Source organism: Calothrix sp. UHCC 0171 (genome assembly GCF_034931845.1).
Taxonomy (GTDB): Bacteria; Cyanobacteriota; Cyanobacteriia; order Cyanobacteriales; family Nostocaceae; genus Brunnivagina.
The window spans coordinates 1-13,408 of sequence record NZ_JAYGHN010000073.1 but is presented as its reverse complement, the minus strand read 5'-3'; the positions used below and the strand labels follow the sequence as shown (position 1 = coordinate 13,408).

At 37.4% G+C, this 13,408-nt stretch carries 16 protein-coding genes; 8 read left to right on the top strand and 8 right to left on the bottom strand.

Annotation, left to right across the window (positions count from 1 at the left end):
- Window positions 1-30: 30 nt before the first annotated feature.
- Entirely contained in the window at window positions 31-987 is a 957-nt protein-coding gene (locus VB733_RS26380) for an LAGLIDADG endonuclease (protein WP_323343016.1), read from the bottom strand.
- Window positions 988-1,109: 122 nt separating this feature from the next.
- Here VB733_RS26380 and VB733_RS26375 point away from each other — a divergent pair, with 122 nt between their 5' ends.
- Window positions 1,110-2,483: an HNH endonuclease domain-containing protein gene (locus VB733_RS26375; RefSeq protein ID WP_323343015.1), complete on the top strand. Its 1,374-nt coding sequence runs from the start codon at window positions 1,110-1,112 to the stop codon at window positions 2,481-2,483.
- Window positions 2,484-2,489: 6 nt separating this feature from the next.
- Window positions 2,490-3,467 carry a cysteine desulfurase family protein gene (locus tag VB733_RS26370; protein WP_323343017.1) on the top strand — a complete coding sequence of 326 codons (978 nt, stop codon included), beginning with the start codon at window positions 2,490-2,492 and terminating at the stop codon, window positions 3,465-3,467.
- A 72-nt stretch (window positions 3,468-3,539) separates the two neighbouring features.
- On the opposite strand, the gene VB733_RS26365 is transcribed toward VB733_RS26370, so the two are convergent.
- On the bottom strand, window positions 3,540-4,559 hold the full coding sequence (locus VB733_RS26365) for a tyrosine-type recombinase/integrase (protein WP_323343014.1): 1,020 nt from the start codon (window positions 4,557-4,559) through the stop codon (window positions 3,540-3,542).
- A gap of 324 nt (window positions 4,560-4,883) precedes the next feature.
- Between VB733_RS26365 and VB733_RS26360 the strand changes: the two genes are divergently transcribed.
- From VB733_RS26360 to VB733_RS26340, 5 genes are all read left to right on the top strand, one after another.
- On the top strand, window positions 4,884-5,486 hold the full coding sequence (locus VB733_RS26360; RefSeq protein WP_323343013.1) for a hypothetical protein: 603 nt from the start codon (window positions 4,884-4,886) through the stop codon (window positions 5,484-5,486).
- Between the two features lie 13 nt (window positions 5,487-5,499).
- Window positions 5,500-5,739 (top strand): hypothetical protein, encoded by a 240-nt coding sequence (locus VB733_RS26355; protein WP_096613958.1) that lies wholly within the window; start codon window positions 5,500-5,502, stop codon window positions 5,737-5,739.
- Window positions 5,736-6,002 (top strand): type II toxin-antitoxin system RelE family toxin, encoded by a 267-nt coding sequence (locus tag VB733_RS26350; RefSeq protein ID WP_096613960.1) that lies wholly within the window; start codon window positions 5,736-5,738, stop codon window positions 6,000-6,002. The genes VB733_RS26355 and VB733_RS26350 overlap by 4 nt, the downstream gene beginning before the upstream one ends.
- 6 nt (window positions 6,003-6,008) lie before the next feature.
- The gene (locus VB733_RS26345) at window positions 6,009-6,524 is read left to right on the top strand and encodes a helix-turn-helix transcriptional regulator (RefSeq protein ID WP_323343012.1); all 516 of its coding nucleotides are present in this window, start codon (window positions 6,009-6,011) and stop codon (window positions 6,522-6,524) included.
- Between the two features lie 67 nt (window positions 6,525-6,591).
- On the top strand, window positions 6,592-7,077 hold the full coding sequence (locus tag VB733_RS26340) for a hypothetical protein (RefSeq protein ID WP_323343011.1): 486 nt from the start codon (window positions 6,592-6,594) through the stop codon (window positions 7,075-7,077).
- A 39-nt stretch (window positions 7,078-7,116) separates the two neighbouring features.
- Here the strand turns inward: VB733_RS26340 and VB733_RS26335 are convergent, their stop codons facing one another.
- The 6 genes from VB733_RS26335 to VB733_RS26310 form a co-directional block, all read right to left on the bottom strand.
- A complete protein-coding gene (locus tag VB733_RS26335; protein WP_323343010.1) occupies window positions 7,117-7,908 on the bottom strand; it encodes an Rpn family recombination-promoting nuclease/putative transposase in 792 nt (263 codons plus the stop codon).
- A 202-nt stretch (window positions 7,909-8,110) separates the two neighbouring features.
- On the bottom strand, window positions 8,111-9,562 hold the full coding sequence (locus tag VB733_RS26330; RefSeq protein ID WP_323343009.1) for a hypothetical protein: 1,452 nt from the start codon (window positions 9,560-9,562) through the stop codon (window positions 8,111-8,113).
- 190 nt (window positions 9,563-9,752) lie between these two features.
- Entirely contained in the window at window positions 9,753-10,370 is a 618-nt protein-coding gene (locus VB733_RS26325; protein WP_323343008.1) for a hypothetical protein, read from the bottom strand.
- Between the two features lie 189 nt (window positions 10,371-10,559).
- On the bottom strand, window positions 10,560-11,216 hold the full coding sequence (locus VB733_RS26320; protein WP_323343007.1) for a hypothetical protein: 657 nt from the start codon (window positions 11,214-11,216) through the stop codon (window positions 10,560-10,562).
- A gap of 168 nt (window positions 11,217-11,384) precedes the next feature.
- On the bottom strand, window positions 11,385-12,125 hold the full coding sequence (locus tag VB733_RS26315; protein WP_323343006.1) for a hypothetical protein: 741 nt from the start codon (window positions 12,123-12,125) through the stop codon (window positions 11,385-11,387).
- 28 nt (window positions 12,126-12,153) lie between these two features.
- Window positions 12,154-12,651, bottom strand: a complete 498-nt coding sequence (locus tag VB733_RS26310) for a hypothetical protein (RefSeq protein ID WP_323343005.1) — start codon at window positions 12,649-12,651, stop codon at window positions 12,154-12,156.
- 146 nt (window positions 12,652-12,797) lie between these two features.
- Between VB733_RS26310 and VB733_RS26305 the strand changes: the two genes are divergently transcribed.
- Complete coding sequence (locus VB733_RS26305) at window positions 12,798-12,968, top strand: ribbon-helix-helix domain-containing protein (RefSeq protein ID WP_323343004.1); 171 nt, start codon at window positions 12,798-12,800, stop codon at window positions 12,966-12,968.
- Window positions 12,969-13,408: the final 440 nt, after the last annotated feature.

Below are 13,408 nucleotides of genomic sequence, written 5' to 3'. Positions count from 1 at the left end.
ACCCTATTAGTATCGGCAATTGATACTTACTTAAAAATTCAGTTTATATTGCATACCTGGGATTATATATTTAGAAGTCATTTCTCGAAGAATTAGTTTTGAAGTAGCATTTAGTCTAATAAAAGGTTGATTATTTTTATTTTTGAGAATACTACCTTGAAGATGAAAACGAGCTTTTAGTAAATCAGCTAAAAATTTTACTTCATCCTCAGAAAAAGCAAGAGTATATAATTTTATTCCACCTGACGAACATCCATCATCGCAGAGCCAAATAATCAAAGCAAATTCTGTTAAATACTCTAAAATCAAGCTTTTAGGAATAACTTTTTTACTGTTATACCATTGGGAATGAAGCTGAGTTAAGGCAGGATTAACTGTCGTTCTTAACCACCAACCTTTGTATCGCTTACCTGTTTTTGGATGTGGTAAAGATAAATATTCTTTAAAAGAACAAGAAAAATATTGACTGATGAATTCATGTTTCCACTCTAAATATTTTTGATTACTACCTCCTTCAGCATAGCGAGCATTACGTTTATTATAAGCTTTTTCAAGAGAGCCATCTCCCAATAAAGAGCCTGTTAAAAACTCATATAATTTATGGTCTGGTTCTTTTCCTAGATAACTTAAATAATGTGACTGTGCTAATGCCCCTTGTCCTCGTGTCTGCTTCATTCGAGAATTAAGAGTAGGTAAATTAGGATAAAGCTTTTTGTATTCTTTGACAGTCAGTCCATGAGTTTTTAAATGATTGTGGTGAATCATTTCAAATTGTTGATTACACACCGCACAAGTTACCATATCAATGCCCTGTGACTGAAGTAGTTTAATTCGATTATTTTGACGACGTTGATCTACTTGGGCAATATATCGCTTTTGATAAACAGCCTGACATTCGGCACTACCGCAAGTGTGACGACAAGCTTGATGAGCCAAACCAAGCTCTACCTTTTTCCCACAAACCACGCAATGAAATGGTTGACGCATGATTTCGCCATCTATAGTTGCTATCAATATTCAGTTTGTTATCATATATGATAACAAAGACTATTTAGAGCGTTAATATATAAGTTAACAAAAATGCTTCCTGCTCTGTCATAATTGGAATTATGGGAAAAGCAGGTCAAGCACTGAGGCAAATACTAGATTCTTACAACATCAGCCAAAGCCAACTGGCTACAAGATTGGGTGTTGAACGTCCGATTGTCTTCCGTTGGTTTCACGAACAAACCGACCCCACAGCTGAAACCGTTGCAGAGATAGTCAAAGCCTTACACAACATCAATTCATCTGCTGCCAGAGACTTTGTGCAAGCATACTTGGGCAGTCTCACCCATACCCCACAAACAGCTTCAACTCAAGAACTACCTCAGTCAGAACGGGTTAATATCGGGGTTTTAGCTCAATTTTTTAATAATACTACTAACTCTTACAAATACCTATTTTTTCTATCACTTTTAGATATTCTGAAACGAAGACATTTTGAGACTTTATCGCCGATTAGTTTTGAAGAAATTATTATCGAGATGCTGGCAAATGCTTGGTATCCCCATACTTACTTTAAACTGTCTTTTGGAACGCAAGACCAGATTGCTAATAAATTAGATTCTCTGGAATTAGAAATCACCGAACCAATCTTAAATTTTCGAGATACAGATAAAAAGCTATTAAGGAAAATAATTCAATCTCAAAATCTTGAGGACATTATTACTTTTATCGGTAAATACGTTCCATTTCGACTGATTCGTCCATTTTTCGCTGGAGAAACTAGAGGTTTACTCGATGCTAAAGTTAATCAAACGATTATTAATCTTGCCAACAATCAATTTGAAAAAACAAAACCTATCTACTGCTTTAATTCCCAATCTTTAAAAGACTGTAGCGCAATTTTATTACATCAAGACTGGGTAGAATATATTGCGGAAAACTATTCAATTGTCAGAGGCTGGGTATCTTGGCAATGGCTGGGTTATATGCAAAAATGCAACCCCAGTGTACCTGCCGTTGCTAATAAACTATTTCCCCCACAACAACGAGAATCCCTAGCTAATCAAACTAAATTCTGGAAGCTTGTTTTAGAACATACAGAGGTTCGCTGTATTTACTCTAACCTCGTTTTAACTACAGATAATATATCTCTCGACCATTATTTACCTTGGTCTTTTGTTGCCCATGACCTACTTTGGAATTTAATTCCCACAATTCCATCAGTTAATTCTAGTAAGTCTAATAATATTCCTTCAATAGATAAATATTTTCATAAATTTATTGAATTTCAACATCTAGGTCTAACTGTTAGCCAAAATAAAATGACAGACAGAGAATGGAATAAATATATTGAATCTTACCTAGCTGATTTTAAAATAACAGATAGAAATAATTTACTAGATTTAGAAATTTTGAGAGTCGCTTATACCAGTACAGTCTTACCTTTAGTATCTTTGGCTATCAATCAAGGATTTAGTGGAAGTTGGTCATATTAATTTTGAATTTTTACATCGGGAGCCACCGAAAGTATTAATTTAGTCATTCAAGGTAGCAACAAAATTGATAACACTTCAAAAATCAAGCCTCGTATCGGTGTTTTATCAGTTGAACACAAAGCAGTTTTAGATACCTGTTATGCGCTAGCTAAAAAAGGATTAGCTGAGATTATAAATCTACAAGTCGATTCCAAAGGCAGATTAGATACAAACCATTTAGAAAAAGTTTGTGCATCAGGGCTGTCATTACTATGTGTGATGGCAGCCAACAACGAAATTGGCAATATTTATCCTATCCAAGAAGTTGGAAAAATAGCTCAAAAATATAAAATACCCTTCCTTTGCGATGCATCCCAAGCTGTAGGCAAAATATCCATCAACTTTGAAGAATGGGGTATCACCTACTTGGCAATTTCTGCCCATAAACTTTACGGACCAAAAGGTTCGGGTGCGTTAGTCGTCAGAAAAGGATATCACCTCAATCCCATTTTATTTGGTGGCGGACATCAAAAAGGGCAGCGTTCCGGTACACTCAACGTTCCTGGTATCGTTGGATTGGGAGAAGCTTGTCGCTTACGACTACTGGAAATGGAAAAGGACGAAAACGCGATCGCACTCCTCCGAGACAAATTACAAGGCTTGCTGCTCGATAAAATCCCTGGTTTAACTGTCAATGGCGATATTAATTCCCGTTTATCAGGAAATCTGCACATCTCCATCCCCGATGTTCCTAACAGCGCAATTATTGCCAGAGTCCGTCATCAGCTAGCTATCTCCACGGGTGCTGCTTGCTCATCAGGTGTAGAAACACCTTCTCATGTCCTTACAGCAATGGGTTTACCACAAGAGGTAATTGAAGGTGCATTGCGTATTGGTATCGGCAAATTTACAACTCTCCAAGAAATTGAGCAGGCTGCATCCATCCTAACCGAAGCCGTCAGCTTAACTCGTAAAGCTTTATATTCTTCATATCGAATCGAATAGCGCTTTGGTCATGATTTTCAACTTCGTGGTCAGAAAATCAGATATTGAAGTAAAATCTACATCCCAATTACACTACGATTCCTTCTTCAACAACCCAGCCAGCATTTCCGACACCTGCCACTGGTCCTTACGCCTGTTGTCATCATAAATCATCAAAGTTCTAATATCCGCATGGCGACTCACCTTCCGTGCCTTCCTGACATTGCCATCCGTCTCATCAAGTATCGTCGTAATCGCACTATGCCTCACCCGATGGGGACTCATCGTCTTCTTAATCCCCGCTTTCTCAAAAGCAGCACGCACAATCTTATAAATTCCATCCCCCGTCAACCTATGCCCCTCGTGGCGGAAATCCAACGCCGTAAACATCGGCGCATCATCCTTCATATCTCCCCGTGCAATCAACCACTGCGCTATCGCCCGTCCACTCTCCGCACTCAACTCAATAAACTCATCATTCGTACCCTGTCCCTTCCCCAAAATCCGCAACTGTCGCCCGTAAAAATCAAAATCCCCCACATTTAACTGGGAAATCTCCCCCCGACGCAGGGCATTACTCCACAACAACATAAAAATTGCGTAATTACGCTTACCCAACAACGTCTCCCTATCGAACACAAGAGACACCTTGCCAATCTCCCGATAATCAACCCCCCGCGTATCCCGATAAGCCCGTACCTTTTCCCCCGACACATCCTCCAACGAATAATCGCACACTCCCAACTTCCGTCCCATCGCAGCCAAGGACTTAATCGCCGCAAGTCTGCGGTTAATCGTCGCCTCCCGCAACCCACCAGAAATCAACAACGCCTTATATTTCAGGACAACCATCACCGCCTGTTCCCGCTGCAAATGCAGAAACTCCAGCACGCTATCCCGATTCGGCGCACATCCCGTCATCTTCAAAAAAAAGTCCTTAATATCCTTCTCATACGCCATTTTTGTGTTCGGATTCCGCTTATCCGCCAACAACTGCGCCAACACATCCGGGTCATCCCGCAACTCCGCCTCAAAATACCGCAGTATAGGCGCATCCAAACAAGCTTCCAACTCCGCCTTGACAATCTCCCCAAAAATTGGCTCACTAGGCATAAATACTCACGCACCCGCTCTCGATAATGTATGTTTCCGATAACGAATCTTTATTATATGCTTAGACGCAATACTCTTATTACATCCATTAATTAATCGCCAGAGATACACGCATTTATAATGGTGTCAAGTATTAGTAGGTAGAAATCTTACACTCTTTAAATTTATTTTTATTAAACTACGAAGTCACGATGCAATTCTCTTGCTGAAGAAGCATTAAAAATAGTCGATCTAACAATGCTTTCTCTCCCTTATTCTTGATATGATGATAGCAATGCTATCTTGTTGATAGCGCGATTCATTGCTAGCAACCGCGATATCACTATGTCCGACGAGAACAAACCCAGCCAAATGTTGCGCGTACCCACTCCTTTAATTGATGCAGTGAGGGAATTATCCCGGTTACATCGGCAGGGAAAAACCAGTGAGGTGCTTTCTGGTTTGGATGATTTGATATTTACTTTGGATGACGGCAGTGCTAGTTCTCAAAATGGAGTTTATCAAACCATATCGGAAATTTGTGAACGGTTGGATAATTTAGAATCTCAGTTTTCGGGTTCCTCAAATAACAATGAGGTTTCATCGACTAAACATATATATGATTTAGAGCAAAAAATAGACTCTATAAATAATCGGTTGACTCAATTTGCTGAGGCAATTATGCAGCTTCAAAGTAATGTTAATAATCAACCAAGACGAAGTAAGTCATACTACGGTAATTCTTATAATCAAGGGCAATCTGTTAAGTTTCAGCCCATTACAGAAGAAAGTTTGGCTTCCAGGTTAGGGGTAACTCCAGAAAGTTTACGCAAGGAAAGGGAAAGTCAACCCGCACCACTTTTTTTTGCTTGGTCTAAGCGTAAGGATACTTCTGGTATTGGCTGGGAATTTAATCATAAAACAAATTTGTATCATCCAATTACTTGATAAAAATAAAACAATGAAGACCGACCAAGAAAGACAAGAATTAATTCAAGATATTATCGTACTGCTTTACCAAGCTTATGACAGCACTTTAGATGACATTCACGCGCTCTTAAAAAGAATCGATGATATGGAGGATGAAGAAGATTTACAAGCTATTCAAGAAGCTAGGGAAGATATACGTATTAACGGTACAGTGTCTTGGAATGAAATTAAGGAAGAAATAAGGAACGAAAGCAAAAAGGATGTTGCGTGACTTACGAAGTTAAATTTTCAAAGGGTGCAAAAAAACAATTGAGGAAATTACCTCTCGATGTACAAGAACGCATACAAACTAAAATTAATAGTTTAGCAATAGAACCCCGTCCAAGTGGAGTTAAAAAACTGCAAGGCGATGATAATTCCTATCGTATTAGGGTAAGTGATTACCGAGTAGTTTACGAGATAGAAGATGATATGTTATTGATAACCGTGATTCGAGTAGCACATCGTAGTCAAGTTTATAAAGATGATAGTTGATAAACAATGATTAAAGATGAATTAGAGTATCGAGTTAGTCAAAAATGGATTATTAAGTTTAAACAATCTATCGCTGCTATGGATAATTCGTTCGAGTCAAAAATAAATGACTACGAGCGATGGCAACTAAACCGAAGCGCTTTACAATGTCATTTAGATAAATTAATCCAAGAAATTGCTGAATACGAAAAACTTATTAATTGTGATATTAGTCAACCAATTAAAATCAAAGTTAACAGTTTAAATGAACTGCCATTCGCTTTAATTAAAGCTAGGATTGCAGCAAAAATTAGTCTTGATGAACTTGCTTCGAGGTTGGGAATTGACATCGAACGAGTTGATGAGTATGAAAAAACTAATTACCAATGTGCTAGTTTTGCTGAAATCCTTGAAGTCAGTACAGTTTTGGGAGTGGAATTTGAAAGTGGGACGGTGCGGGTAGATTTTGAGGAAATAGAAAATGTGAAGCAAACTATCCTTAATTGGGATAGAAAAGGAGTTAATGTAACAACTACAACGTAATGACAATTTAGTATATTTTGAACACGGTCTTTTAAGAAATGTTTGAAGTCAAAAGGTCGGTAAAATAATGAAAGAACAGCAAAATTTCAATACATTATTTCCAGATAATTTAATCAGTCGGGATGAAGCTGTGGAATTACTATTTGGTAAAGGTACCCTTGATAATAATGTACAAATTGAAGAAGAATTAGAGGTTGGAAATATTGGTGCCGGATTAGATTGGGGTAGTACGCAAGCTAAATTATTATTGAATCCTGGTTTATATTGGCGATTAAAGACGCTACGTATATCGCTTAACCGGGAAATAAGATTAACTATTGATAGTTGGGATTTAGGAATAGGTGAAGAAGCAGCAAAAGAGGTAGCGAGAATCTGTATTAAAGAAAAGTTAGCATCACCGTCGGCGGAAATAATCCCTCACCTTGAAGCTGTATTAAAAAAAGATGATTTATACAGTGAAGAGTTTATCTCCAATCGCACAGTTTTACAATCCCTACTCGAACTACTTTTAACTGATTCTGAGCGAGAAAAAATTGCCATCGCTGCGGCGTGAGTTCAGTACGCGAACAAATTATACATCGCGCTTATTCTTCTATTGGGAGGATGGGTTTGAGGATGGGTTTGAGGCTAATTTTGTAACTTCCTCGACCGATAAGTCAACTCCCTTCGCCACTTCGGAAATGCTGTAGCCCATGCTCAAAAAGCGTGCTGCTGTTTTTAATTTGGTTTGATGCTCCAAATCTTGGTAAATTCGTGTTTCTTCGATGTTTAGTCCCAGCATAGCCTCCACTTCCTCTCTACTTAAAGACGAAAATTTATAAACGGCAATTGTTGTAATAATATCTATTACTTCGTTTTTCGGCAGCGTGCCTGTTTCTTCTAATTGTACCCGCTCAATTAATAAACGAGCCTGCTCCGCCATTGCTTTCTTTGAGGCGATTGTCAACTGCATCAAATTTATACCTATTGGCTGTTGTTCGGGAGTGCCTAACTCCTTTAAATAAATCCGCTGTACTTGATCGCTGTTTAAAAATATTCGGTGAGTTTTTTTATCAGTTGGTTCCAAAGTACGTGACGGGAAAATTACCACACAGTACCAATCATCGTATTGACCTTGATTTTGGTTTAAATACATCATTGATTCGGTAAAGAAACGATGATAGAGAGTTTCATCTTTCTGAAATTGAACTTCTGCGAAAAAAATGATTCTGGGTGTTGCACTTTCTGGGGGTAAAAAGACTCCATCGATGCGAAAAGCAGTTTCTTTTACCTCAATCGATTCAAATCGATAGTTCTGGGTTTGTTCGGGAGGTTCATCAACTAATTCAAAAAGTAACTCAGGAAAACGTTGAAAAATTTTGTAATATATAGAGTCTCTTCTCACGTTTTATTTCCTCGAATTTTGTTATTTATCATTGATTATCCTGTGAATGTATATATCTCAAATTATCATATTTTTGAATCATGCCCAGAGTTGTATTTATATTTTGATTAGTAACAAGATATTTTGATTAGTAACAAGATATTTTTTTTGTAAATTATCAACTTTTGACATTTTGACAACATTAGACAAATTCGTCTATTTATTAATCAAATTTAATTGCCTTCCCATGAAAATGACCCCAAATAATCTCCGGTCGAAACCATTTTGGTAACGATACTTGGTGCTGCTCTAATTCGTTCCCATCATCATCTACAAGCCCTTCTAAAACACCCTTAAACAATGGTTTAGCTTGCGGGTTAGTTTTTAAATTCAGTCGATAAGTCTGGGTTTTAATTGGCTCAGAAATGCTCTCACAACCACCCAAACAAGCTTGGGTGAGATTGTGGGACAACAATATACAATGTTCGTTTCTCTTCCGGGGAGTAGCGATAACAAACGGAACTATATTTTTAGCATTCTCAAATTTACCGTTAGCATTTGTTAACTCATCCCAGATTGACACAATTGGCTTATCCTTGAGAGTGCGTACTTTCGACCTTTCAATCGCATCTAAATAAGCATTTTCATAATCTTCCCAATCAATACCAGTACCGTAAATTACAGGCTCCAGGGGTATCAAATATTTCCAGCTATCTTCCTTGTTCTGGTCAAAATCAATGTCGGCGATCGCTTGAATTTTAGCATCGATGAGAAAATGCTTCAAAAGCGCTATACATGCTGCTGTATATGATTTATAGCTTCCGGCTTTCCCCCAGATAATAATAGGGGTGAAAGACTCCACTAAATACCACAACCACCCATCCTCATGCTGTTTCAGGGCATTTATCAGCTGATTGGCTAATTCCTTATCGCTGAGATTGGAGTTAGCATCGTCATCGTTATTACTATCTTTATCTCTAGCACCGAGCATTTTATCTGATTCTTTATCAGCCTTATATTTATCTCTCAAATTCTCGGAGATTTTCTTATCCATGTCTGAATCAGCCAAGTCAAATTGCTTAATGGTAGAAGTATGAGTTTTATCCTGTAGTTCCTGCTGTCTTCTCAGCTTATCTTGCATTCCCTCAACAGAAATAAAACCGACTTTTACACGCTGTTTATCCCAATTATTTCTGATTGACTGGGATTTAAAATCGATTTCTGACCTTGTAGATGCACCAGTTAGGGAAACTTGGATTTTAAAGTCTTGCAACAATTGATAAAAATAAGTTTCTTCGTCTTCACATTTCTTAGCCCAAGATAAATAAGCAATTCCCATTGAAACAGGTGCGACTAAAAACCAGGCTACACCGGATTGGATAGCCGGGATATCGCGGCTGAAAAGGCTCGATTCGGGGATTGGTTTGGATGCTTGAAATTGCTGATTGTCCCAGACTTCCTTGAGGAGTTTATGTTCAAACTGGCAATATTTATGATCTAGTTGTTGTTGGGCTTGACTTGCAGGTGTGTAGTTGGAATTTTTGGTATAGTTAGCTGTTTTGGGGCAAAATTTCACTCCAATTAAATTAAATGGTCGTGAAGATTGCCCTAAATAAAATGTACTAGATAGGGCGATAGTCACACCTAATACCGTAAATCCTGCGAGTTTTTTCATCTTCTTAACTAAATTGAAAGAAAATTTTAGCGTTGCTGAATCGGAGTATGAATTTGAATTTTTGACATGATTAAACAACGATTATTTGCGTCTTTGCGCCTTGACGTGAGACACATTCATATTTTTAATCAGCAACGCCAAAATTTGAGATGAAATATTCACTTCACACTGTATTTTTCTGCTAATATTTTCATCTCCTATTCAAACAAGATATGGTGTACACTCCAGCAATGAAGGATATTCCCACAATCATAATCAGTTTGTTTTGTTCGTCGTCGGGTAATTTGTTAAATTCTTCTACAGTTGTTTGCAGGGTGTTATAAGTTTGTTTGGAACTATTAACCATTTGGATAAAATCACCAATAGCACCCCATAAAATGATGACTGAAACTATCGTAGATAAACCGAATTTGATTAACCTACCCATACCATCTATTTCCCATTGGTCATCTTTTTTATTAACTCGAAAATTATCTAAACAATCACGGTTAGTTATCTGATTAATTAAGAATGTGCTGGCAATAGCTAAAGTTAAGCCCTGTGTACCACTAGTCAGAATCAAGAATCGGGCTAAGGAATAGGAGGTTATTCCCCAGAAGCTGACTTCTAAACCTTTGAGGATACTACGATTTTTATTAATCTTTTTTTGATGATTGGCTTTAAAGTCGGAGATAATTTCTGTTTCATCTGGGGTAAAAGATGAATCTTCGCTTCGGGGATAATTCGCTTGATTCTCTTCATCCGAAGTTTGCTGGGAAGATTCTCTTCCTGACAATTTCTCACTTACAGACTCTACATCCTGTAACATAGCTAGTCATTACTCCCAATAGTTGATGATATAGCAGTTTGCAAGTAGATGGGGTACAGGCTTAAAAGCTAAAAGTCTTGTATGGGGAGCGTTCGACTGAGCGCTCACGCCAAAGTCTTGCCTGTTTAATTGTGCTTCACTTAGATTAAATCTGCTGTATATCCCCAGTAAATACCTGGGGTATTTAATTCATCTAAATATGTCTCGAATATTGTTCCAGAATTTAACGACTGGATTGGTTGAAAAATGTTTTTGAGGAATCAAGCTTAAGTCGCTATCTGAGCCATTTTCGAGTAAATGTTTAATCTTTTTATCTTCGTAGTCTCTATCCGCTTTCATTTGGGCGATAAATGGCTTGTTGCTGATATCTTCTAGTTTTGTTTTCGCCTCAACTGTTGCCATTTGAGTATCGATCCATGCCTGCAATTCGATAATATCCATTGCATCATCATGGCGTTGATATTCTTTCTCTAAATCAGCGAATAATTTAGTTTTATATTCATCAATTAAGTGATTGTAACGGGTGTTTTCTAGGGAAACATCACCTCCAGCTTTATCAATTTTGGCTGCTTCCCGTCCTCCGGTTTTATAAATATCTGCTAGTGCTTCGTTGTAATCTCCAATTCCTTCGATGTAGTCCTTTAAATTTTCGCGGATAAGGGGCATCACAGCAATTAATCTCTGTCCTGTATTACCCATATCCCCTATCTGTTTTAATGCTTTATCGTCGCCATTTACAGCACGGATAATCAGGGCATTATTGATGCCGAATTTTTTGTTGGTGGCTTTAGTGATTTGTTTACCGTAGCCAGAAACATGGTCACGAATGTACTGAGATTTTTTCATCTTTAATTATCCTGACATTTGTAATTACAGATATATCCCTGTTCGACTAATCTCTGTCGCTGTTGTTTGGAAGTTAAGGGTTTCAAACTTACCGATAATTGAATTAGTAAGGAGATTAACCCCAATCCTAATATCAATAGATAAACTTTATGCGGAATTAGATAATCATTATGTTGAATTAATTTTGAGTTGTGAGAGGATTGTTGCTTTTGCGCTTTTGATACTTTTTCGACTCTCTATTAATGTTGTTTTGACGTTGCCTAAACCTTCTGCAAACTTTTGATTGAGTTGCTTTTCTCGGTATTCAAAATGATTCTTTAAATCTTCGCTTGTATTTTTTATCTGTTGTTCTAAAGAATCGTAACGCTGGTCAGCATGGGACTTAATTGCTAAACTTACAGACTGAATAAAATCAGTATAGTCACTAAATCTATCCCCAATACTTGTAGCTAAATCCAACACTTCTACGGACGATAGTTCAATACCTAAAACCGATGCTTGGGTTGTAATTAAGTCTTGTTTCTGTTCGGTATTAACTACTATGTATGATGCTTCTAATCCTTGACTGTTCTCGCTTTGAAGTATTTCATCAACGTCAGACTCTTCAATAATAGGTGATTGTTGTTCATCTGTTCGCTCTAGTGCAGCGTCATCTGAAGATTGGATTGTTGTTAATTCTGAAGTTAATTCTGAGGCTATTTCTGTTGTTTCAATTGCTGCAATATTTACTTCAGAAGTGGCTGATGCCATCGCTTTCATAAAATTTTCTATTACAGCAGTGATTTCTTCTTCTGTTGGGTTGTTTTTATCATCAACAATAGAAGTATAAACTTCTCTTATTTCTGCTAATGATTTTTTTATTCCCATGCGGTTGAGTCGAGATTGGATTCTTTTCGTGTAGGTGGTCATTTTGTTTCTCCTTTTCCTTGAGCGACTGTTAAGTAATTTGTTGGGATTTGATATTTATAGTCTGGGGATTTACTGATTTATTGCTTGCGTCAGGCAAATGTTTTTTGACGTATAATCTTGCCGCTAAGACTATTGGTATTAGTTCTTTAGCCGTGTATGTTCTGGTTTTATCAAAGTATCGATTGTTTACAGGTTCAACGGAAGCAAACCATCTAATGATTGTTGTTTTGTGAGCTTTATCCTCCGTTAATTTTTGGAGATATTTGAAGACATCTTCACCAGATATAACTATATTTTTGGTGTCGTTTACAGATGCTAAATACTGTTCCATAAGTATGAAGAACGGCAATTTGATAAACATGGTTTTTTTCTTTAAATCTGCTGCTGTACCTACTGTTTCAAGGTTTACTTCCAGCCCTAAAACTCTAATATCAGATTTAATTCTGTACCATGACCTATCTGAAATTGGCTTGCCGTATCTAAGCTCGAAAAAAGCTTTCAATCGTGCATTATCTGTCAGTGCCATAGTTGTCGCATTACGAAACAGACTTATACTAACACAGGTGAAGCTAAGTGAAGCACTAATATTCACCTTTAAGCTATTAAGTTTTTTATCAAAATACTTGTGCGATAATTAGCGGGGCTGATGAGTGAAGCACATGGAAGATAGGGATGCCCGTCAATCCAGAAAAGAGCAAAAAGACTAGTATTGTTGTACCAATTGAAATTTATAGTGAAATTGAAAACTTGGCTGTTGACGAAAGCCGAACCATCAGCCAAATGATGGTGGTTCTGATGAAGGAAGCTTTGCAGCAAAGACGGCAAAAACACGAAAAATCATAAATTTGGTTTTTTTTAACTGCCAAAACTGCCATATTGCCATACAGCTATAGGGCTGAAATGGTAGTTCTGCCGTTTGTAGTATTTTTAGATTACTTGTTGTATTTATTGTACTATTGCAACAGCTTGAAACCGTGTTTTTATAAGGGTTTGATATTGTGACATATATCGAGTGCAGGCATTGCAACGTGCCGTCATGCTCATTAAAATTAAGTTGCCAGAATGTGTAGTTGCACTTTTTTGAAGAGATTATATTTGTTCACTATATAAGGGTTTCAGCTTTTTCAATAACAGAAGTGCCATGTTAATTGGTTTGCATCAATTGGGGATTCAGATAAATCTGTTGATTAAATGTAAATTTATTGCCATGAAGGAACTATAGGCACCGTATTGAGTTGCATTGGAACAAAAATCAGGTTATCTGTTTTCTGCCAATACTCCTA

Bases quoted from the DNA above. Each gene is read 5' to 3' on its own strand.
- VB733_RS26380 (WP_323343016.1), bottom strand. From the start codon at position 987: ATGCGTCAACCATTTCATTGCGTGGTTTGTGGGAAAAAGGTAGAGCTT.
- VB733_RS26375 (WP_323343015.1), top strand. From the start codon at position 1,110: ATGGGAAAAGCAGGTCAAGCACTGAGGCAAATACTAGATTCTTACAAC.
- VB733_RS26365 (WP_323343014.1), bottom strand. From the start codon at position 4,559: ATGCCTAGTGAGCCAATTTTTGGGGAGATTGTCAAGGCGGAGTTGGAA.
- VB733_RS26360 (WP_323343013.1), top strand. From the start codon at position 4,884: ATGTCCGACGAGAACAAACCCAGCCAAATGTTGCGCGTACCCACTCCT.
- VB733_RS26355 (WP_096613958.1), top strand. From the start codon at position 5,500: ATGAAGACCGACCAAGAAAGACAAGAATTAATTCAAGATATTATCGTA.
- VB733_RS26345 (WP_323343012.1), top strand. From the start codon at position 6,009: ATGATTAAAGATGAATTAGAGTATCGAGTTAGTCAAAAATGGATTATT.
- VB733_RS26340 (WP_323343011.1), top strand. From the start codon at position 6,592: ATGAAAGAACAGCAAAATTTCAATACATTATTTCCAGATAATTTAATC.
- VB733_RS26330 (WP_323343009.1), bottom strand. From the start codon at position 9,562: ATGAAAAAACTCGCAGGATTTACGGTATTAGGTGTGACTATCGCCCTA.
- VB733_RS26325 (WP_323343008.1), bottom strand. From the start codon at position 10,370: ATGTTACAGGATGTAGAGTCTGTAAGTGAGAAATTGTCAGGAAGAGAA.
- VB733_RS26320 (WP_323343007.1), bottom strand. From the start codon at position 11,216: ATGAAAAAATCTCAGTACATTCGTGACCATGTTTCTGGCTACGGTAAA.
- VB733_RS26315 (WP_323343006.1), bottom strand. From the start codon at position 12,125: ATGACCACCTACACGAAAAGAATCCAATCTCGACTCAACCGCATGGGA.
- VB733_RS26310 (WP_323343005.1), bottom strand. From the start codon at position 12,651: ATGGCACTGACAGATAATGCACGATTGAAAGCTTTTTTCGAGCTTAGA.
- VB733_RS26305 (WP_323343004.1), top strand. From the start codon at position 12,798: ATGCCCGTCAATCCAGAAAAGAGCAAAAAGACTAGTATTGTTGTACCA.